This window comes from Pacificitalea manganoxidans, assembly GCF_002504165.1.
Lineage (GTDB): Bacteria > Pseudomonadota > Alphaproteobacteria > Rhodobacterales > Rhodobacteraceae > Pacificitalea > Pacificitalea manganoxidans.
Genome location: NZ_CP021404.1, coordinates 2,553,241 through 2,572,759, shown reverse-complemented (window position 1 = coordinate 2,572,759; position 19,519 = coordinate 2,553,241). Strand labels below are relative to the sequence as shown.

The window sequence follows — 19,519 nt, the reverse complement described above, 5'->3', positions numbered from 1 at the left end:
GTGAGGGTGCTGCCGATCTGAAGGAGCGTATCACGGAATTTTCATCGGTCTACGGAAAAGGCAGGGTCGTCGCGCTGACCCTGCGGCATCGGTCTGGGACCGGCGCGGCAGGGGGCTGGCGGGTTGACCTTCGCGCTGCTGCTCCGCAGTCTCGGCCCGGACATGACCCCGCCAGACCGAAGCGCGGATCATCGCCGATTGCCTGCGCGGGATGCGTGGCGCGCCGATGCCGCCCCCGGTCAGCCCCCATGCAGGAGCGCCTAGATGCCGATCAAGAACAGCTTTGCCGAACGCCATGCCGAGATCACCGGCTGGCGGCGCGATTTTCACGCCCATCCCGAAATCCTATACGAGACGCATCGCACCTCCGCGCGGGTGGCGGAATTGCTGCGCAGCTTTGGTTGCGATGATGTGGTCGAGGGGCTGGGCCGCACCGGTGTCGTTGGCGTGATCCGGGGCAAGCAGGATCGCTCGGGCAAGGTCGTGGGTCTGCGCGCCGATATGGACGCGCTGCCGCTGACCGAGCAGACCGGGCTTGACTATGCCTCCACCACGCCGGGCGCGATGCATGCCTGCGGCCATGACGGCCATACCGCCATGCTGTTGGGGGCTGCGCAATATCTGTGCGAGACGCGCAATTTCGACGGCACCTGCGTGGTGATCTTCCAGCCCGCCGAGGAGGGCGGCGGCGGCGGGCGCGAGATGTGCGAGGACGGGCTGATGGAGCGCTTCGGCATTCAGGAGGTCTACGGCATGCACAACTGGCCCGGTCTGCCGCAGGGCAGTTTCGCGATCCGGCCGGGTCCGTTCTTTGCCGCGACCGACCAGTTCGAGATCGTCGTGGAGGGGCAGGGCGGTCACGCCGCCAAGCCGCAGGAGGCCGTGGACAGCAACGTCGCCGCCGCCCATATCGTGATCGCCCTGCAAAGCATCGTCAGCCGCAATGTCGATCCCGTGGAACACGCGGTGGTGTCGGTGACCAGCATCGAGAGCAGCTCCACCGCGTTCAACGTGCTGCCGCAGCGGGTCAAACTGAAGGGCACGATCCGCACGCTGGATGCGGAGGTGCGCAAACAGGCGGCCCGGCGGATGACCGAGATCGCGGAAGCGCAAGCCCGCGTTTTCGGCGCCGAGGCGCAGGTGAATTACATCCCCGGCTATCCGGTGATGGTGAACCACGACGCCCAGACCGAATTCGCCGCCGAGGTGGCGCGGGCTGTCGCGGGCGACTGCGCGGAGGCCGAACTGGTGATGGGCGGCGAGGATTTCGCCTACATGCTGGAGGAACGCCCCGGCGCCTACATCCTTGTCGGCAACGGCGACACCGCGCCCGTGCATAACCCGCGCTACAATTTCAGCGATGACGCGATCCCGGCGGGCTGCTCGTGGTGGGCCGAGATCGTGGAGCGCCGGATGCCCGTGGCGGGGTCGGGCGGGCGGCACTGCTGAAGCGGCGCTGTCCTCTCCGGCGTAACGTGCGCCTGCCCGTGGGGTGGGGGTGGGCGGCGCGCTTTGTGGTGCCGTGTTCGTCCCCGATCAGTGGTCAGCGTGAGGTGGCTAAACGCCTTTATGCGCGCAACGGTAGCCTGCCCGTGGGATGGCGCTGCAACGGGGGAGCAGTGCGCTTTATGGTGCGGTGTTCCTCCCCGCTCTGAGGTCAGCGCAAGGTGGCCAAGCGCCAGCCCGCAGGGACGGGCAGGCGCTCGCTCTCGCGGCCTTTGGCCTTGTTCGAGAGCGGTTGTGCTGAGTTCAGAGGTCGCGAGGCATGGCCGTATCATGCGCCCAACGTGAGCCTGCCGGGCGGGAGGGGACGGGCAACGGGTGGGATGGCGCGGGGGCGTTGGCCCCCGCGCGCGGCGATCAGAGCTTACCTGCGTAGATCTCGATCAGGCGGGCGATGGCGGCTTCGGGGGCCAGTTCTTCGCTTTCGCCGCTGCGGCGGGAGGTCAACTCGACCACGCCGTTTTTCAGCCCGCGCGGGCCGACGGTGATCCGCCACGGCAGACCGATGAGGTCCATGGTGGCGAATTTCGCGCCGGCGCGTTCGGAGCGGTCGTCATAGAGCGGCTCCAGCCCGGCGGCTTCCATCGCGGCGTAGAGATCCTCGCAGGCTTTGTCCGCTTCCGCGTCGCCTTGCTTGAGGTTGACGATGCCGACATGGAACGGGGTCACACCTTCGGGCCAGATGATGCCTTTGTCGTCGTGGCTGGCCTCGATGATCGCGCCCACCAGACGGCTGACGCCGATGCCGTGGCTACCCATATGGACCGGGACACGCTCGCCTTCCGGGGTGGCGACGGTGGCGCCCATGGCCTCGGAATACTTGGTGCCGAAGTAGAAGATCTGGCCGACCTCGATGCCGCGGGCGCTGCGGCGGCGCTCCTCGGGGATGCGGTCGAATTCCTCGGCGTCGTGGGTTTCATCCGTGCGGGCGTAAAGCTCGGTAAATTCTTCCATCACGGCCTGACACTGCGCCTTGTCATCGTAATCGATGTCGCGCGCGCCCAACCGGATGTCGGTGACGGCGGCGTCATAGAACACCTCCGATTCGCCGGTTTCTGCCAGCACGAGGAATTCATGCGTGTCGTCGCCGCCGATGGGGCCGCTATCGGCGCGCATCGGAATGGCCTGAAGGCCCATGCGCTCATAGGTGCGCAGATAGGTCACCAGATGCCGGTTATAGGCGTGCAGCGCGTCTTCTTTCGTGAGGTCGAAGTTATAGCCGTCCTTCATGTAGAATTCGCGGCCCCGCATCACGCCGAAGCGCGGGCGGATCTCATCGCGGAATTTCCACTGGATATGGTAGAGCGTCAGGGGCAGATCGCGGTAGCTTGCCACATGGCCGCGGAAGATGTCGGTGATCATCTCCTCGTTGGTGGGACCATACAGCATGTCGCGGTCGTGGCGGTCGCGAATGCGCAGCATTTCCGGCCCATAGGCATCGAAGCGCCCCGATTCCTGCCACAGGCTGGCGGGTTGCAGCGTCGGCATCAGCAGCGGGATATGGCCCGCGCGCTGCTGTTCCTCGTGGACGATCTGTTCGATGCGCTTGAGCACCTTATAGCCCAGCGGCAGCCACGAATAGATCCCCGCCGCCTGCTGCCGGATCATGCCGGCACGAAGCATGTAGCGGTGGCTGACGATCTGGGCGTCGGCCGGAGTTTCCTTCAGGACCGGCAGGAAGTAACGGCTCAGGCGCATGGGTGGACCCTCTGTTGCATTGCGTCATCGCAGTTACGCGAAAGGCGCGGGCCGGGCAAGCGGCGGGGCAGCCACGGCCGAGAGGCGCGGCCCCATCGCAGCCTTGCGCCCCGTGCCCAGAGGCCGCAATCCTGCGCAGGCAGACCCTAAGGATCGGAACGCCATGCCAGACCCCCTGTCCCAAAGCCGCGCCGCGCAGGGCGCGCCGGACCCGACCCCGGCGTCCTGCACGATCCGCCCTGCCAGAATGGCCGACTGCGCCGGGCTCGCCGATCTAATCAACCCGATGATCCGCGACACCACGATCACGTTTACCACCGCGCCGAAGGATGCGTTGACCATCGGTGCGCTGCTGGCCGGGGGTCAGACCCATTGGATCGCCGAGCATGAGGGCGCGTTGCTGGGCTATGCGACCTATTTCCCGTTTCGCGGCGGGCCGGGCTATGCCCATACCAAGGAACATTCCATCCTGCTTGCGCCGCAGGCGCGCGGGTGCGGGGTGGGGCGGGCGTTGATGGCCGTGATGCTGGATCATGCCCGTGCCGAAGGGGTGCATTCGATGATGGCCGGGGTCAGCGGCGAGAACCCGGCGGGCCGGGCCTTTCACGCGGCGCTCGGCTTTGCCCATGTCGCGCGGCTGCCGCAGGTGGGGTTCAAGTTCGGGCGTTGGCTCGATCTGGATCTGATGCAGAAAATGCTGTGAGCCCGTGCGTCTGGCGGCCCCGCGCCGGGGTCGCAGTAACAAATATCAGCACCGCGTCAGGCCGCTGCAATCCGCCTGACACCGGCGCACACCCGGTTTAAAGTCATCCCATGTCGATCTGGACCCGCATCGCTGACGCCATCGCCGCCCTCACGCAAGGGGAGGGGCTATCGGCTATTTTTGAGCGGCTGCGCACGCCGCCCGAACGCTCGGTCGGGTTTACCATCGCGGTGATCGCGCTGGGGGCCAAGATGGCCAAGGCCGATGGCACCGTGACCCGCGACGAGGTCATGGCATTTCGCCAGATCTTTACCATCCCCGACAGTGAGCTCGACAATGCGGCGCGGGTGTTCAACCTTGCCCGGCGCGATGTCGCGGGGTTCGAGATCTACGCCGCGCGGATCGCCGGTATGTTCGAGACCGGGCATGAGGCGCTGTCGGATCTGTTGGAGGGGCTGTTCTACATCGCCGTGGCCGATGGCAGTTTCCACCCCGCCGAAGATGCGTTTCTGGCGCGGGTGGCGGAGATCTTTGGCTTTGACGAGGTGCAGTATCGGCGGTTGCGCTCGCGGCTGGTGGCGGGGCAGTCCCCCGATCCGCATGACGTGCTGGGGGTGGAGCCGGGCACAGCGCCGGAGGACATTCGCCGCGCGTGGCGGCAATTGGTGCGCGACAACCATCCCGACCGGTTGCTGGCGCGGGGCCTGCCGGAAGAAGCGGTGAAGATGGCGGAACAGCGTCTGATCCGCATCAACCGCGCCTATGAACAGATCGGCGGCCGCGCGGCATGAGCACGGCGTCCGGATCTGGGCCGGGATCTGGGGCCGGATCTAGCGCCAGGTCCGGGTCTGGCTCCGATCCGGCACCGGGCGGCAGGCTGCGCATCGCCACCTATAATGTCGAATGGTTCGATGCGCTGTTTGACGATGCGGGCCGGATGCATGACGACGCCCGCGCCGGAGGGCGGCATGGCATTGACCGGGCGACGCAGACGGCGGCGCTGGGCCGGGTGTTTGCCGCGCTTGACGCCGATGCGGTGCTGGTCGTCGAAGCGCCCGACACCGGCACCAAGCGCAGCACCATCACCGCGCTGGAAAACTTTGCCACCCGGTTCGATCTGCGGGCGCGGGCGTGCCTGATGGGGTTTGCCAATGACACGCAGCAGGAATTGGCGCTGCTTTACGATCCCGACCGGCTGACCCCGCGCCACGCGCCACAGGACAGCGACGGCGCGCCGCGCTTTGACGGCAGTTACCGGATCGATCTGGATATCGATGCGACGCTGGATCACGTCCGGTTTTCCAAGCCGCCGCTGGAGGTGGCGCTGCATCTGCGCGGGGCGGAGGTGCCGCTGCTGCATCTGATCGGTGTGCATGTGAAATCGAAGGCCCCCCACGGCGCACGCAGCGAAGCGGATGTGACGCGGCTGGCCATCGCCAACCGGCGCAAGCAACTCGCGCAATGCATCTGGCTGCGGCACCGGGTCGAGGCGCATCTGGCGCAGGGCACGCCGCTGGTGGTGCTGGGCGATTTCAACGACGGGCCGGGGCTGGATGATTACGAGGCGCTGTTTGGGCGCTCGGGATTGGAGATCGTGCTGGGTCACGATGCGCCCGCCCCCGCGCGGCTTTACGATCCCCATGCGCGGCGGGCGCTGGCCGGGGCGGGGCGGCCTACGCAGGCGCAGCCGACCTCGGCGCGGTTCTGGATCGCGCCGGAGGAGCGTTATCTGTCGGCGCTGCTGGACTATATCATGGTGTCGCCCGATCTGGCGGCGCGGCAGCCGCGCTGGCGCATCTGGCATCCGTTCGACGCGCCGGAGATCTACCGTGACGCCGCGCTGCGAGAGGCGCTGCTGGCCGCGTCCGATCATTTCCCCGTGACACTCGACCTGCCGCTATAGGCTGGCGGGCGGAGGCATTTGGTTTAACGGGCCGCACCCCTATATCAGTGCTATGACACGCCCGATCCTGACCCGCCCGTTTCTGACCCACCCACTGCGCGCCGTGCTTCTGGGCGCCGCGGTGAGCCTGCCTGCGACGCTGCCGCCGGGGCCTGCCGCCGCACAGATATTCGCGCCCGACACGCCGCAGGAAGACCCCCTGCCGGACAATCTGCCGGACACCGCCCCCGAGGCGGAGCCTGACGCCGATATGGGCGAGGGGCTTGGTCTGCTGGAGGAAGGCGGACGCATGTTGTTTCAGGGCTTGATGGACGAAATGCGCCCCGCGATGGAGGGTATGGCCCGCGATCTGGAGCCTGCCTTGCGCCGGATGGTCGATGAAATGGGTCCGGCGCTGATCGAGATGAGCCGGATGATCCGCTCGGTCGATGATTACCACGCGCCAGAGAAGCTGCCCAACGGCGACATCATTCTACGCCGTAAGACCCCGCTGGAGGATGACCCCGCGCCGGATGACCTTGGCCCCGATGAGCGTCCCGGCGGGGAGGGCGGCCCGGCGCTTCGCCCCGATGGTGCGATCGACCTCTAGCGCGGGAATTGGCTGATAATGCCCGTGGGGCTGCGCCGTTCACGGCTGGCGCAGCACGCTGAGCGACAGCCCCTGCAATTCGCGGAGCAGCTTCAATTCCATCGCGCGGCGGTAGTCGTCGAACCCGTCTGCCAGTTCGACGAACGCACCGGGGCCGTGGCGCACACGGGCGCGAAAATATGCCTCCAGATCGCGGCTTTCGCGGCCACCTGCGCCGATCACCAGCGCGTTGACGATGACGCCGCTCAGCAGCGGGTCGGACGCGACGTCTTCGGGGCGGGGGCCGTCATTGCTGCGCCCATCGCCGGAAATATCGATGGTGCGGGTGACGCAGGCGGGGCCGCGCGCGAGCATCTGCGCGCCGTGGCGCATCGCCTCCCCCAGCGCGGTGGTGCGGGGCATGGGCTGTCGGGCGGTGCTGCGCAGAGTGGCGGTGAATTGGTCCAGGGCCGGGGCACTGTCGATCAGTGCCCAATCGGCCACCAGTCGTTGCGCGGCGTGTCCGCTCCATTCGAATACAGCCAGCGCCACCGGCACGCCGGGCGACTGCAACAGCGCCGCGCGCACCGGCGGGCTGTCCAGCGCCGCGGCCAGACCGTCCAGTTGCTGGCGGTATTCGCGGTCATCGACCGAGCCCGACACATCGAGCCCCAGCACCAGCGATTGCCTGCAAGATTGCGCGCTGGCCGCGCCCGGCAGGGCGGCCAGCATGGGCACCAGCGCCAGTGCCCCCGCGCGCACCACCGCGCGGACCACCGCCCGCATCCCGGCGCGCGGCCTGCGCGGCATCACCAATGCCCGGTGTTTTCCATGCTTTTCCACGGTTCCGCAGGCTCCAGCGCGTCGCCGTCCTGAAGCAATTCGATCGACACATTGTCGGGGGAGCGGACAAAGGCCATGCGCCCGTCGCGCGGGGGGCGGTTGATAGTGACACCGGCCTGCTGCAGGCGCTCGCACATCTCGTAAATATTGCCGACGCTATAGGCGAGATGGCCGAAATGGCGGCTGTCGGAGGGCAGGCCCTCATCGCCGTCCCAGTTATAGGTCAGCTCCACCGGGCAGTCTTCCTGCCCTTCGGGGGCCATGAAGACGAGGGTGAACCGCCCGGCTTCGCTTTCGGAGCGGCGGGTCTCCTTCAGGCCCAGAAGTTCGTAGAACGCGATGGCGGCATCGAGATCTTTCACACGCACCATGGTGTGCAGATAGCGGATTTTCATGAGGGGTCCTTTCAGCGGAAACGTCGCGTGGCGGAGCCTAGCACGCGCGCCGCGCCGGACCAGTCGAAAGCGCGCCTGGGGGGGCCGTTTCAGAACGTCGAGCGCAGCGACACCGACAGGCCCAGATCGCGGGTGTCATACAGATCAACCGAGCTTTCGGTGCGCCGCGCGCTCAGGTCCAGAACCGGCGCAAAGCCATACAGGTCATGGTCGCGGAAAAACAGCGAGGCACCGATGCCCATGCTGCGATCCTCCCGCAGCATCCCGTAGACGGGGCCGTCGTAATCCGCGCGGCCCAGTTGCGCGGACAGTTCCGCCTGCGCGCCCAGCACCGGCTGTGCCAGCCGGTAGCCCAGCGACAGGGTGGCGGCGTCATGAGCGACCAGCGCGCTGTCGGATCGGGTGTCCGACAGGCCAATGCCAAAGCTCAGCAGCGCGCCGCCGTCGATCCGGTGGGCCAGTCTGAACGACACGCCGCTGGCCTCCGAGGAGCGCAGATCATTGTCGAGCCGCTCCGCCACCCGGCCCCAGACCTCCACCCAGCCCAGCGTATCAGCGCCAAGCCGGAGACCACGGGTCAATTCCAGTTCGCCGTAGCGGGCGATGTCTTCGCCGCCATACCAGCTGTGGCCCAAGGTCAGTTCCGCATCCCACGGGGGCGCATCGGGCGCCGCGACAAAGCGTAGCGCGGCGCTGAATTCGACGGTGTCGCGGGCATAGTCGGAATTTTCGGCACCCGGTGCCTGATCGCGGGCCTCGCCGCTCAGCCGGTAGCGTTGGGAGACCGCATCGGCGCCGAGGGTCAGGCGGGTGCGCTGGCCCAGCACGGTCTGCCAATCGACCCCGCCGCCAAACGTGGTCTCCAATCCCGACAGCGCCTGCGCACTGCCCGACAGATCGAAATCCAGACCGCCGATGCGCATGCGGTCCTGCGCGGAGCCGTTGTTGATATTGGACGAGGGCGCGACCCCTAGGCGCAATTCGCCATGCCACGGATTGGCGCGGCGCACCGCGCGGTAGCTGCGCACCGTGGCGGCGCGGGCGCGGGCGTCGGGGGCCGATTGCGCGGCGCGGCGCAGCCAGACCTGCGCGCGGGTATGGGCCCCCTGCGCGGTGAGGGCTGCGGCCACGGCCCGTTCGGCACGGTGGCGGTCCTCGGGCGAGGTGGCATCGGCCAGCGCGCGGCGGGCCTCATCCTCGCCCAGCCGGGCTTCCCCCCCGGTGGTCAGCGCCGCGCTCAGGATCAGCCGTGCCTCAATATCATCCGGCCGCGCCAGCAACGCCGCGCGCGCCATTCTCTGGGCCGTGGACGCATCGTGGATCTGAAGCGCCTGCAAGGCCAGCTGCCGCGCCTCCGCCGGAGCAAGTGTCACGGATTCAGCCAGCGCGGGGGCGGGGGCCAGAAGCGCCATGCCCGCCGAAGCAGCCACTGCCGCGAGCAACGCCACCATCGCGCAGAGTGTCCGCGCGATGCGGTCGGCATCTTCCGTCGGGCGTTGCTCGATCGCGGCGTATTGCATCATTTCCCCCGGGCTCACCGGTGTGCCAATGGCTCAGTCCGTGGCCGTGAAAACGCCGATCTCGCGGACGGTGCTACGATCATCCTCAAGGATGATGACGCCGGTGATCTGCTCGCCGTTCGGACCGGCAAAAACGCCAGCGTAGCTGCCTGATTCCACTGCTTCGCCCTCTTCGTCGTAGGTATTGGCTTCCCCGGATTCGATGAAGCCGCTCTCTGTAATATTGGCGGTGTTGAGATAGATGGTGGGCAGGTTGCCAAGCAGGGTGCCGTCTACCGTGTAATATTGGCGGCTGTGGATCTGTCCTTCGACGGCGCTGGTCGTTTCAAAGTCGAGGAAATCGACCTCGATCCGGGCCGTGCCGGAAACGATCGAAATGTCATCCTCATTGCCCGATCCGCTCTCCACCCGTGTGCCACCGTAACTGCCATTATAGACTGCCTCGCCGGTGCCGATGGGCAAAGTCACGGTATCGTCGGAGCGCTTATACTGCGCGCCACCAAAGCCGAAATCGAAATAGTCGCCGGTTTGGACAGAGCCCGCCTCGACGTAGGTGTCTTTGCGGTAGACGGCGTAATACTGGCGCTGCCCGGTCTCGTCTCCGCGCTGGCTGGCATAGACGTTAAAGCCCGCGACGGCGGTAACCCCGGTGTTTACATAGACGCCGTCGACCCCATCAAAAGGCAGGTCGTCAACCGTGATGGTGTTGTCGGCGGCGTTATAGGTGATGCCAGTCAGATCGCCAGTGGTGCGTGTGGTGTTGTCGCCGGTCGTCGGGGTGGTGACATCCTCACCGTCGCTGGTGTCTTCTTCGTCGGGGGTGCCATCATCGGTCGAGCTGTCGCTGCCGCCGGTCACCGGGTTGGAGCCATCGCCGCCCCCGCATGCCGAAAGGGTCAGCGCCAGCGCGACGGCGAATACCGGCGCCAGCCGTCCAAAGGGGGCTTCGTCAAACATCTGTCCGCTCGTCTTTTTTTACCTGCTCGATTGCGCCCGATGGTCTTGGCGGCCCGGCTTAAAGTCAATTCGGCGTGAAGGCGCGCGGGCGAGAAAACAGGGTGGTGTGTCAAAATGGTCGGCGCGGGGGCGGGGCGGCAAAAGGGGGCGCGGCGGATCCAATCAGCGGGGCGGGGTGACGCGCGGACTGCCGGGAACGGCGTTTGCCTGCCCCGGCGCAGCGGATAAGGTCGCGCGCGACTCGCACCCCTTCGACGACGATTCCCTTCAGGAGACCCGCCATGCCGCTTTCCCCCGACCAACAGGCCGAGATCGACACGCAGCGCGCCACGCCGAGCCAGACGCTGCGCGCCGTCGCGCCGGGGATGGAGGCGCATCTCTACACCGCTCATGAGGTGCTCGATCACGGGTTTGTCCGGGTCGTGGATTACATGGGCGACGATGCCGCGATCTGTCAGGCCGCGCGCGTCAGCTATGGCCGGGGCACAAAATCCGTCAGCAACGACGAGGGCCTGATCCGCTACCTGATGCGGCACTGGCATTCGACCCCGTTCGAGATGTGCGAGGTGAAGCTGCATGTGAAGCTGCCGGTCTTTGTCGCGCGGCAATGGATCCGCCACCGGACCGCAAATGTGAACGAATATTCGGGGCGCTATTCGATCCTCGACCGGGAATTCTACATCCCGGCGCCGGAGCAACTGGCCGCGCAATCGGTGGTCAACAACCAAGGCCGGGGCGATGCGCTACAGGGCGAGGAAGCCGCCCGTGTGCTGGAAATCCTGAAAGCCGACAGCAACCGCGCCTATGACCATTACGAACAGATGATCGGCACCGACGGTCAGGATGGGCTGGCGCGCGAATTGGCGCGGATGAACCTGCCCGCCAATATTTATACCCAATGGTATTGGAAGGTGGACCTGCACAACCTGTTCCATTTCCTGCGCCTGCGCGCCGACAGCCATGCCCAATATGAGATCCGCGTCTATGCCGATGCGATCTGCAATATCGTCAAGGATTGGGTCCCCGCGGCCTATGGCGCGTTCGAAGATTACCGTCTGGGCGGCGCGATCCTGTCCGGCCCCGCGCTATCGGTCCTGCGCCGCATGCTAAAAGGCGAGCGCGTAGAGCAGGAAGACTCCGGCATGAGCAAACGCGAATGGCGCGAGTTTATGGAGATGGTTGACAACTAAAGCGGACTTATTGCCTCATCATCCCGTAGTATGAGTATTTAGGGGTGTGGACAATGGATGCGCAGATTTCCGCGCTGGCAAAGCGTGTTGCCGAACATTCGGAAACGATCCAAACGGAAGAAGCGGCAAAGACCTCGGCGGTGTTGCCGTTTCTTCAAGCATTGGGATATGACGTTTTCAATCCGTCAGAAGTCGTTCCCGAATTTACCGCTGATACCTATAGCCGGCGGGGCGAAAAGGTCGATTATGCCGTTATGCGGGATGGCGCTGTCTCTATCCTTATTGAGTGCAAGGGGCTCAGCACTCAGCTTAACGAAAAGCATTTGGGGCAGCTGTGTCGCTATTTTTCCGTCACCAAGGCGCGCTTTGCCATTTTAACCAATGGGCGCGAATTCAGATTTTTCTCTGACCTTGAGGAAGACAACAAGCTCGACAAAAAGCCTTTCTTCACGTTCGACCTGCTCGATCATTCGCAAGCTGCGCTTGAGGAATTGCGAAAATTTACCCGGCAGGATTTCGACGTTGCCAATATTTTGGAGCAGGCCGAGCGGCTCAAATATGTTTCCATCGTCCGCAAGGTTGTCGAAAAATGGATTGATGCGCCGCCCGACGGGCTGGTCCGGCTCATGGTGCAGGAAGTGCATGACGGTCGCATGAACAAGGACGTGCGCGAGGCCGTGGCGCAGGCGATCCCTGCCGCGTTTCGCGATCTTGTCCGTGACAAGGTGCGGGGACGTCTCAGCAGCGTGCTGGAAGATGGGCACGACGACCGCGCCGCAAATGCCAAGCCGACGGAACTCGACGATGGTGTGGACACGACGCAGGAGGAAATTGAAGGTTGGCTGACGGTCAGGTCGATCTTGCGTGCGTCCATAGATGCCGACCGGATCCATATGCGGGATGCCAGATCCTATTGCGCGATCCTCCTCGACAATAACAACCGGAAGCCGCTGGCGAGACTGCACTTTAACAGAAAGCAGAAATACGTCGGACTGTTCGATGGGGACAAAGAAGATCGCGTGCCGGTGCAGTCTCTAACTGACATTTTCGGATTTGCGACCCGACTTGAGGCTGCCGCCAACAAATACGCCTGATCGCTGTCCGCGCCGCCTCACGCCTCCAGTTCAGCGTCCCAATACAGGAAATCGACCCAGCTTTCGTGTAGGTAGCCGGGGGGGAATTTGCGGCCTGTGTTGCGCAGGTCGTCGGAGGCGGGCTGTCGGGGCGCGCGGCGCAGGCTCATGCCGGCTTGGCGCAGGCTTTTCGAGCCTTTCTTGAGATTGCAGCGAGAGCAGGCGGCGACGACGTTTTCCCAACTGGTGATGCCGCCACGGGCGCGGGGCACGACATGGTCAAAGGTCAGGTCGCCCTTGGCGCCGCAGTATTGGCAGCAGAATTCATCCCTCAGAAAAAGATTGAAGCGCGTGAAGGCCACGCGCTTCTGAGGTTTTACGAAATCCTTGAGGACCACGACGGAGGGAATGCGGATGCGGGTCGAGGGGCTTCGGACCTCCTCGTCGTATTCCGCGAGGATCGTCACCCGGTCGAGCCACGCGGCCTTTACCGCCTCCTGCCAAGGCCAAAGCGACAGCGGATAATAGGAGAGGGGCCGGTAATCGGCGTTGAGCACCAGCGCGGGATGATGTCTGAGGCTGTTTGGTTCCCTGACGAAACTCGTCCTGAAATCTCCGTCCATGGATAGCTGCTCCGTCTCTCGCCTGTGAGCCGGGCTCCCGCCTTGCCACGGTGGGCTGCCCCTTGCGTCAAGTTGACTATATATGGCGTTTCCGTTCCGGCAAGCCCCGCATATGAAGTGACGGGACCGGGGATAGGCTATCCAAGTCAGATGACGGCGATGTGACGAAAACGGGCGGCGCCGTGCCCGGCACCGCCCGTTTGACAGGCAATTCTGAAGCGCGCCCGGATTTGGTGGGCGCGCGCAGGGTGATCGTGGGCTTTGGTCAGCCCAGACTGCTCAGGCGGGGCCGCGCAGACGGCGCCGCGCAGACGGGGGCCGGGCCGAACGGGGTCAGCCCGTGATGCGCAACTGCGCGGACATGAAGCCCAGCGCCTCCTGCAACCCGTCGGGCGCGATGCCGTGGGGCGTGCCGGGCATGACATGGGTCCAGACGTCGAAGCCCGCCGCCTTCAGCGTGGTTTCGGCCTCGGCCATCGAGGCGAAGGGCACCACGTCATCGGCGTCGCCATGCAGAAGCAGCACCGGCGGTTTCACTTTCAGATCGGCCTCCAGCGTGTCGGGCGACAGCAGCCGCCCCGAGAAGCCGACGATGCCCGCGATCTGATGATCGCGACGCGGGGCGACATGCAGCGACATCATCGTGCCTTGGCTGAACCCCACTAGGATCATCCGGTCGGCGGTGAGGTTTTCCTCGGTCAGCACCCGGTCGAGATAGGCGGTCAGGTCATGCGCGGCCTGTGTCATGGCGGTCGCGGCTTCGGCCTCGCTCGATCCGTCGATCCACGGGATCGGGAACCATTGGTAGCCGGTGGGCGAGGCGGTGCAGCGTTCCGGCGCGTTGGGGGCGCGGAAGGCGGTGTTGGGCATATGCGGCGCCAGCGGCTCCGCCAGTCCCAGCAGATCGGCGCCATCGGCCCCGTAGCCGTGCAGAAAGACCACGACCGAAGTCGGTTCTTCCTCCGATAGGGGTGCGCGGCGGCTGTCGGTCAACTCGCGTGTCATCGGATCCCTTCCCTGTCCTTGGCCACCCGGAAATAGGCCCAGAGCAGGCGCGCGGCGACGGCGCGCCACGGGCTCCAGTCTTGGGCCAGCTCGCGCAGGGCGCGCTCGCTGGGGCGGCTGTCAAACCCGAATAACATTCGCACCGCCTCCTGCAAGGCCAGATCGCCGGGGGCGAACACATCGGCCCGCCCGAGCGAGAACATGGCGTAGATTTCGGCGGTCCAGCGCCCGATGCCCGGCACGGCGGTCAGGGTTGCGATGATCTCTGCCTCGGACGCGACGCGCAGCGCGGGATAATCGAGCCGGGCCTCGGCCAGCGCGCGAGCATAGCGGATCTTGGGGCGCGACAGGCCGCAGGCGCGCAGGTCGTCATCGGTGGCCCACTGCACCTTGCGCGGGCCGGTGAGGCGCGCGGCCTTGAGCCGGGACCAGATCGCGGCGGCGGCGGCGACGGAGACCTGTTGCGACACAATCGCAGACAGCAGCGCCTCGAAGCCATCGGCACGGCGCCGCAGCGGGAGCGGGCCGGTCAGGTCCAGCGCGGCGGCGAAGCGGGGTTCGGCGCGGGCCAGCCACGCGGCCCCTTCGGCCACGCAGTCATGGGTGGTGATGATCCGCCCGACAGCGGCAGGGGCGGGGTGCGGCGCATCGGTCATGCGGCCACGCTAAAGGGGGGACGTGGCGCTGTCACTCGGCATCAGCATCGGCGTCGAGTTCGGGGGCGGGGGTGGTGTCTGGCGCGGGGGTCTGATTGGCCTCAGCCTCAGCCTCAGCCTCAGCCTCAGCCTCAGCCTCAGCCTCAGCGTCAGCGTCTGGCGCGGGCGGCAACGCGGCATACCACGCGGAAATCGCGTCGATCTCCGCGTCGGTCAGATCCTGCGCGGCGGCGGTCATCACCTCGGCCCGGCCCGTGCCGCCGCGCTTGCCGTCGCGCCAGACCTTCAACTGTGCCCGCAGGTAGTCGCGATCCTGCCCCGTCAACACCGGGAACCCGGCAGGGCTGCCTGCGGTGCGGGTTGCATCGGGGCCGTGGCAGGCGGTGCAGGCGGGCACGTCATCATCGCCGTTGCGGGCCAGTTCCTCGCCCAGTTCGAGATCTGCGTTCTGCCAGTCGGCGGGATCGGGGGCGGGGAGGTCTTCGTCCGCGAAATGGGCGGCAAGTTCGGGCAGCGCGTTTTCCGGCACGACCGTGGCGGCCTGTTGCATGATGCCGCTGGCGCGGGTGCCTGCGCGGTAGTCGGTGAGCGCCTTCAGCAGATAGGCCTCGGATTGCAGGCCCAGCGTCGGGACATGCCGGGCGATGGGGCCGTGGCAGGTTTCACAATAGGCGATGGCGTCGCCCGCCGCCGCTTCGTCCGCAGCCTCGTCGCCTGCTTGGGCGGTCAGCGCAGCAGGATCGGGCAGGGCAGGGTCGGGCAGGGCGGGGGCGCGATCCTCGTTCAGCGCCTCCAGCCACGCGACAACGGCCCAGACCTCATCCCCGCGATCCGCGGGCCAGCCGGGCATGCCGGACATCTTGACCCCGTTGAACACGATCCACCACAGTTCCTCGGCGGACCAGTCGCTCGCGGCTTCGGCGATGGGCGGCGGCACGGGCACCATCGCGCGCATGGTGGCGGTGCGGGCAGTGCCGGGCGCGGCGTGACAGGTGGCACAAGCGGTGGCGTAATGCCCCGCGCCCAGTGCGATCAGCGCCGGATCGCTCAGATCGGGTGTGTCCTCGGGCGAAGGCGCGCGCAGCGCGACCGAATTGCGGAACGTGGTGTGCAGCACCCATGACACGCCGGGGAAATGGCCCTTGCGCGCCGACACGTTGTAAAGCCCGCCGAACACCACCGCGCCTGCGCCGATGAGGCCCAGCACCGCGACGGCGGCGATCAGCTTCCACAGGGTCACGCGCATGGGGTGCTCCTTTCGCCGTCATGTTCGGGGTCGCGCAGCGCCCGCGCGGTCTGCCACAGCCCCGCAATGAGATAAGCCGGTGTGCCGATGCCCAACATCACCAGCCCGCCCAGTTGCTGCCCGGCCAGCGCGGCATCGCCCCCGTGGCCCGCATGGGCGTCGGGGTATAGCGCCCGAGGGGCGAGCACGATCAGCGCGCCCAGCAGCGTCATATGCATGGATGTCAAAAGCAGCCCGCCCGCACCCGCAAGCGGCGTGTCGCGGCGCAGGCACCCGGCCCAGACCAGCAGCCCGGCCAGCAGGAAGCTGCCCTGTTCCAGCGCGAACCATCCCGCCCCGCCACGCGCCAGCGCATGGGCTGCAGGCACATGCCAGCCCCAGACCAGCGCGAATTCCACCACCGCGCCCAGCAGCGGCGAGACGCCAAACACCCGCCCCAGTGCGGGCCATGCAAGCAGCAGCATCGGCGGGGCCAGCGCGACCATCACCATGTGCCGGATCATATGGGCGGGGAAGTGCCCGACGAGCAGCCGCTCCCACGGGGTCAGCCACATGCCGGTCAAGGCAAGCACGCCACCGATTGCGGCCACGCGCGCGGCGGGCCACGCGGGGGAGGGGATCGCCGCGCTCACAGGCAACTCGACAACACGACGAAGGGCATGCTGACAAACACCACCCCGATGAAGGAGATGATCGACAGCAGGAATGCGGCATGGCCCAGAAACTGATGCCGGTCCTCGGCATGGCCGGAGGCGTTGAGGAAATCGCCGGTGCGCCGCACGTCCCATTGGCGGAAGCTGCGCCAGCCGATCCACGCGATGAAGCCGAGCACGACAAGGCTAAACGCGCCCAGCCCCAGCCGCAGCGCCGTGATCGGCAGCCCGGTCTGCGCCAGCTTTGCGCAGTAGAACGCGGTCGCGCCGTAGCTGACCACGAAATGCACCGCCCATGCGGTGGGGGCCAGCGTGATGCGCCACAGGCTTTCGCGTTCCTCGGCAAAGGCGCGGCGTTCCTCATCGGTGCGCGGCGCGCGCTCATCCGCCGGCGGGGGTTTCTGACCCTGCGGGGTGGTGTGATCGTGGCGCGCGTCCATCACAGCATCCTCGGGAACAGGCCGACCATCAGCCCGGTCACGACGATCGAGATGACGAGGAAATGCCAAAACAGGGTGACGTTCCAGATATCGGCATCGTGGCGGGGGGTGAGTTTGCCAAAGACCGATCCGGCAAGGCAGTAGGCTTGCATCACCGCCCCGGCGATCAGGTGGGCGGAAATCCAGACCACCAGCGCACACATCATGGCGGGGTAGACATGGGTCGTGGGTTCCAGTTCCAGCACCGATACGATCAGGCTCGCCCCGCCCGCGATGGTCAACAGCAGCGCCAGCCCCAGCAAGCCGCGCGCCACGGGCACGGCGCCCCGCCGATTGGTTTCGCGTGCACCCAGCGTCGCGGCCCACGCCCCCACCAGCAGCACGGTGCCCAGAGCGACGAGCATCCCATTGGCATGGGTCGCGCCCGGCGGCGGGAAGCTGGAATTGGCGGTCCAGTAAAAGAAGATGCCGAAGATCAGCGACGCAAAGGCCGTCGCGTCGCCCAGCATCGTGATCCACATCGCCCACCAGCCCACGGCGCGGGGGCCAGACGCATAGGTCGGCAGGCGCAGGCCCAGCCCGACATCCTTCATCTCGTGCTCCGGCACACGGGCGGTCGCGGTCCACAGCCAATAGAGGATGCAGACCACCGCAAAGGCCCCCGACACGATCGCGGGCGCGTAAAGCGAGAAGGTCGGCAGGATGAACGCCCCACCGGTAAAGAACGCGGCCATCAGCGTGATCCATGCCGGGCCGGTGACGCGCTGCACCTGAATGGGCTTGGCGTCGATGACGGTGGTAATGAGCGTCTCGCGCAGGCCTTCCTCGGCATCGGGCAGGTAATAGCGCCCGGCATCCATCCGCTCGACCAGTTTCGGCTGATCCCAAAGCGGGTAGCGGCTGGTGACATGGGGGATCGAGCGCACGCCCCATGCCTCGCCCGGGACATCATGGGTCCATTCGATGGTGCCCGCATCCCACGGATTGCGCGGCACCTGCGGCTGACGCCCCTTTGGGCGCACCAGATCCCACGCGAACGTCAAGATCCCGGCGGCAAGGATGAATGCGCCCACGGTCGACACCATGTTGAGCCAGTCCCAGCCCAGATCGCCGGGATAGGTATAGACCCGGCGCGGCATGCCCAGCAGGCCGGTCAGATGCATCGGCAGGAAGCAGATGTTGAACCCGGTGAAGGTCAGCCAGAACGACCAGCGGCCCAGACGCTCGCTCATCATCTTTTTGGCAAGGAACGGGTAGAAGTAGTAGATCCCCGCGATCACCGGAAACACCATGCCGCCGAACAGGGTGTAATGCAGATGCGCCACGATGAAGTAGCTGTCATGCACCTGCCAGTCGAAGGGCGCGAGCGCCACCATCACGCCCGTGAGCCCGCCTGCGGTGAACACCGCCAGCGCGCCCGCGATCCACAGCATCGGCAGGCTGATCTTGACCCGGCCCACCATCAGCGTAGCCACGAAGGCAAAGATCTGAATGCCCGTGGGGATCACCACCGCTTCGGACGCGGCCGAGAAAAAGCCAAGCGACATATTGGGCAGGCCGGTGGTGAACATGTGATGCACCCACAGGCCAAAGCTCAGAAACCCGGTGCCCACCGCCGACAGCACGATCCACGAATAGCCCACGATCGGGCGCCGGGCCATTGTCGGCACGACCATCGCGGCGATGGCGATGGAGGGCAGGAAAATGATGTAGACCTCGGGATGGCCAAAGATCCAGAACAGGTGCTGCCACAGCATCGGGTCGCCGCCGCGCTCCGGGTCGAAGAACGGCCAGTCGAGGCTGCGCTCCATCTCGAACAGGAAATCGCCCGCGATGAGCGGCGGGAAGGCGAACAGGATCATCCCGCCCACAACCATCACATACCACGCGTAAAGCGGCATGATGTTGACCCGCATCCCGGGGGGACGGCATTTCAGCGCGCCGACGATCAGTTCCACCGCCGCCGCGATGGATGCCACCTCAATGAAGGACAGGCCCAGCAGCCAGATGTCGGAGCCGATGCCTTCGGCCTTGGTCGCCAGCGGCGGATACATGAACCAGCCGGAATTGGGCGCGCTGTCAAAGAAGATCGACCCGATGACAAAGATGCCGCCAATGAGGAAACACCAGTAGCCATAGGCCGACAGGCGCGGAAACGGCATGTCGCGCGCGCCGAGGATGCCGGGCAGGATCAGGATCGAAATCGCCTCGAACATCGGCACGGCGAACAAAAACATCATTGCGGAGCCGTGCATCGTGAACAGCTGGTTGAAGCGGTCGGCGCTGATCAGATCGTTTTCGGGCACGGCCAGCTGGGTGCGGATCATCAGCGCCATCACCCCTGCCATCAGCATGAAGGCGAAGGCGGTCAGCGAATACCACACGCCGACTTCGGTATTGTTTACGGCGGAAATGTAGCGCCAGCCGCGCGGGGTTTCCCATGCCTTGCGCAGGCGGGCGACCTGTTCTTTCTGCAATTCCGGGTCGACCGGCTCGTTCAGCATCTCCTCGGTCGGCGGGTAGGGGCCTTCGGGGGCGCGATC

At 66.2% G+C, this 19,519-nt stretch carries 19 protein-coding genes; 7 read left to right on the top strand and 12 right to left on the bottom strand.

The genetic code is table 11. From position 1 onward, the window contains the following. The first annotated feature begins 264 nt into the window (after positions 1–264). On the top strand, positions 265–1,449 hold the full coding sequence (locus CBW24_RS11655) for a M20 aminoacylase family protein (protein ID WP_097373687.1): 1,185 nt from the start codon (positions 265–267) through the stop codon (positions 1,447–1,449). A gap of 411 nt (positions 1,450–1,860) precedes the next feature. On the opposite strand, the gene proS is transcribed toward CBW24_RS11655, so the two are convergent. Next, complete coding sequence (gene proS, locus CBW24_RS11650) at positions 1,861–3,201, bottom strand: proline--tRNA ligase (RefSeq protein ID WP_097373686.1); 1,341 nt, start codon at positions 3,199–3,201, stop codon at positions 1,861–1,863. A 163-nt stretch (positions 3,202–3,364) separates the two neighbouring features. Between proS and CBW24_RS11645 the strand changes: the two genes are divergently transcribed. From CBW24_RS11645 to CBW24_RS11630, 4 genes are all read left to right on the top strand, one after another. Continuing rightward, positions 3,365–3,904 carry a GNAT family N-acetyltransferase gene (locus tag CBW24_RS11645; protein WP_088664546.1) on the top strand — a complete coding sequence of 180 codons (540 nt, stop codon included), beginning with the start codon at positions 3,365–3,367 and terminating at the stop codon, positions 3,902–3,904. A 110-nt stretch (positions 3,905–4,014) separates the two neighbouring features. After that, on the top strand, positions 4,015–4,695 hold the full coding sequence (locus tag CBW24_RS11640) for a molecular chaperone DjiA (RefSeq protein ID WP_088664547.1): 681 nt from the start codon (positions 4,015–4,017) through the stop codon (positions 4,693–4,695). 86 nt (positions 4,696–4,781) lie between these two features. After that, complete coding sequence (locus tag CBW24_RS11635) at positions 4,782–5,807, top strand: endonuclease/exonuclease/phosphatase family protein (RefSeq protein WP_097374225.1); 1,026 nt, start codon at positions 4,782–4,784, stop codon at positions 5,805–5,807. Positions 5,808–5,859: 52 nt separating this feature from the next. Continuing rightward, positions 5,860–6,396 (top strand): hypothetical protein, encoded by a 537-nt coding sequence (locus tag CBW24_RS11630; RefSeq protein WP_198405179.1) that lies wholly within the window; start codon positions 5,860–5,862, stop codon positions 6,394–6,396. A 39-nt stretch (positions 6,397–6,435) separates the two neighbouring features. Here the strand turns inward: CBW24_RS11630 and CBW24_RS11625 are convergent, their stop codons facing one another. The 4 genes from CBW24_RS11625 to CBW24_RS11610 all read right to left on the bottom strand — a co-directional run bounded on the left by CBW24_RS11625 (position 6,436) and on the right by CBW24_RS11610 (position 10,090). Beyond that, positions 6,436–7,218: a DUF1194 domain-containing protein gene (locus tag CBW24_RS11625; protein WP_232529765.1), complete on the bottom strand. Its 783-nt coding sequence runs from the start codon at positions 7,216–7,218 to the stop codon at positions 6,436–6,438. Then, positions 7,185–7,613 (bottom strand): VOC family protein, encoded by a 429-nt coding sequence (locus CBW24_RS11620; RefSeq protein WP_088664548.1) that lies wholly within the window; start codon positions 7,611–7,613, stop codon positions 7,185–7,187. The genes CBW24_RS11625 and CBW24_RS11620 overlap by 34 nt, the downstream gene beginning before the upstream one ends. An 89-nt stretch (positions 7,614–7,702) precedes the next feature. Next, the gene (locus tag CBW24_RS11615) at positions 7,703–9,136 is read right to left on the bottom strand and encodes a surface lipoprotein assembly modifier (RefSeq protein ID WP_097373685.1); all 1,434 of its coding nucleotides are present in this window, start codon (positions 9,134–9,136) and stop codon (positions 7,703–7,705) included. Between the two features lie 30 nt (positions 9,137–9,166). Then, positions 9,167–10,090, bottom strand: a complete 924-nt coding sequence (locus tag CBW24_RS11610) for a hypothetical protein (RefSeq protein WP_097373684.1) — start codon at positions 10,088–10,090, stop codon at positions 9,167–9,169. A gap of 281 nt (positions 10,091–10,371) precedes the next feature. Between CBW24_RS11610 and thyX the strand changes: the two genes are divergently transcribed. Next, positions 10,372–11,280, top strand: a complete 909-nt coding sequence (gene thyX, locus CBW24_RS11605) for an FAD-dependent thymidylate synthase (protein WP_097373683.1) — start codon at positions 10,372–10,374, stop codon at positions 11,278–11,280. 53 nt (positions 11,281–11,333) lie between these two features. Beyond that, the gene (locus CBW24_RS11600) at positions 11,334–12,374 is read left to right on the top strand and encodes a type I restriction endonuclease (protein ID WP_097373682.1); all 1,041 of its coding nucleotides are present in this window, start codon (positions 11,334–11,336) and stop codon (positions 12,372–12,374) included. 17 nt (positions 12,375–12,391) lie between these two features. Here the strand turns inward: CBW24_RS11600 and CBW24_RS11595 are convergent, their stop codons facing one another. From CBW24_RS11595 to ctaD, 7 genes are all read right to left on the bottom strand, one after another. Next, on the bottom strand, positions 12,392–12,976 hold the full coding sequence (locus tag CBW24_RS11595; protein ID WP_088664552.1) for an HNH endonuclease: 585 nt from the start codon (positions 12,974–12,976) through the stop codon (positions 12,392–12,394). A gap of 333 nt (positions 12,977–13,309) precedes the next feature. After that, complete coding sequence (locus CBW24_RS11585) at positions 13,310–13,981, bottom strand: alpha/beta hydrolase (protein ID WP_097373680.1); 672 nt, start codon at positions 13,979–13,981, stop codon at positions 13,310–13,312. Then, positions 13,978–14,637, bottom strand: coding sequence for a DNA-3-methyladenine glycosylase family protein (locus tag CBW24_RS11580; RefSeq protein ID WP_097373679.1), 660 nt, complete (start codon positions 14,635–14,637; stop codon positions 13,978–13,980). Before CBW24_RS11580 ends, CBW24_RS11585 begins: the two co-directional genes overlap by 4 nt. 31 nt (positions 14,638–14,668) lie before the next feature. Continuing rightward, a complete protein-coding gene (locus CBW24_RS11575; protein ID WP_097373678.1) occupies positions 14,669–15,883 on the bottom strand; it encodes a c-type cytochrome in 1,215 nt (404 codons plus the stop codon). Further along, on the bottom strand, positions 15,874–16,515 hold the full coding sequence (locus CBW24_RS11570; protein WP_269779742.1) for a cytochrome c oxidase assembly protein: 642 nt from the start codon (positions 16,513–16,515) through the stop codon (positions 15,874–15,876). Before CBW24_RS11570 ends, CBW24_RS11575 begins: the two co-directional genes overlap by 10 nt. Beyond that, positions 16,512–16,976 (bottom strand): hypothetical protein, encoded by a 465-nt coding sequence (locus tag CBW24_RS11565; RefSeq protein ID WP_198405178.1) that lies wholly within the window; start codon positions 16,974–16,976, stop codon positions 16,512–16,514. The genes CBW24_RS11570 and CBW24_RS11565 overlap by 4 nt, the downstream gene beginning before the upstream one ends. Further along, positions 16,976–19,480 carry a cytochrome c oxidase subunit I gene (gene ctaD, locus CBW24_RS11560; RefSeq protein ID WP_232530318.1) on the bottom strand — a complete coding sequence of 835 codons (2,505 nt, stop codon included), beginning with the start codon at positions 19,478–19,480 and terminating at the stop codon, positions 16,976–16,978. Before ctaD ends, CBW24_RS11565 begins: the two co-directional genes overlap by 1 nt. Positions 19,481–19,519: the final 39 nt, after the last annotated feature.

What these genes read in the sequence shown, in the direction of transcription:
- CBW24_RS11655 (WP_097373687.1), top strand. Translation starts at nt 265, where the DNA reads ATGCCGATCAAGAACAGCTTTGCCGAACGCCATGCCGAGATCACCGGC.
- proS (WP_097373686.1), bottom strand. Translation starts at nt 3,201, where the DNA reads ATGCGCCTGAGCCGTTACTTCCTGCCGGTCCTGAAGGAAACTCCGGCC.
- CBW24_RS11645 (WP_088664546.1), top strand. Translation starts at nt 3,365, where the DNA reads ATGCCAGACCCCCTGTCCCAAAGCCGCGCCGCGCAGGGCGCGCCGGAC.
- CBW24_RS11640 (WP_088664547.1), top strand. Translation starts at nt 4,015, where the DNA reads ATGTCGATCTGGACCCGCATCGCTGACGCCATCGCCGCCCTCACGCAA.
- CBW24_RS11630 (WP_198405179.1), top strand. Translation starts at nt 5,860, where the DNA reads ATGACACGCCCGATCCTGACCCGCCCGTTTCTGACCCACCCACTGCGC.
- CBW24_RS11620 (WP_088664548.1), bottom strand. Translation starts at nt 7,613, where the DNA reads ATGAAAATCCGCTATCTGCACACCATGGTGCGTGTGAAAGATCTCGAT.
- CBW24_RS11615 (WP_097373685.1), bottom strand. Translation starts at nt 9,136, where the DNA reads ATGATGCAATACGCCGCGATCGAGCAACGCCCGACGGAAGATGCCGAC.
- CBW24_RS11610 (WP_097373684.1), bottom strand. Translation starts at nt 10,090, where the DNA reads ATGTTTGACGAAGCCCCCTTTGGACGGCTGGCGCCGGTATTCGCCGTC.
- thyX (WP_097373683.1), top strand. Translation starts at nt 10,372, where the DNA reads ATGCCGCTTTCCCCCGACCAACAGGCCGAGATCGACACGCAGCGCGCC.
- CBW24_RS11600 (WP_097373682.1), top strand. Translation starts at nt 11,334, where the DNA reads ATGGATGCGCAGATTTCCGCGCTGGCAAAGCGTGTTGCCGAACATTCG.
- CBW24_RS11595 (WP_088664552.1), bottom strand. Translation starts at nt 12,976, where the DNA reads ATGGACGGAGATTTCAGGACGAGTTTCGTCAGGGAACCAAACAGCCTC.
- CBW24_RS11585 (WP_097373680.1), bottom strand. Translation starts at nt 13,981, where the DNA reads ATGACACGCGAGTTGACCGACAGCCGCCGCGCACCCCTATCGGAGGAA.
- CBW24_RS11580 (WP_097373679.1), bottom strand. Translation starts at nt 14,637, where the DNA reads ATGACCGATGCGCCGCACCCCGCCCCTGCCGCTGTCGGGCGGATCATC.
- CBW24_RS11575 (WP_097373678.1), bottom strand. Translation starts at nt 15,883, where the DNA reads ATGCGCGTGACCCTGTGGAAGCTGATCGCCGCCGTCGCGGTGCTGGGC.
- CBW24_RS11565 (WP_198405178.1), bottom strand. Translation starts at nt 16,976, where the DNA reads ATGGACGCGCGCCACGATCACACCACCCCGCAGGGTCAGAAACCCCCG.
- ctaD (WP_232530318.1), bottom strand. Translation starts at nt 19,480, where the DNA reads ATGCTGAACGAGCCGGTCGACCCGGAATTGCAGAAAGAACAGGTCGCC.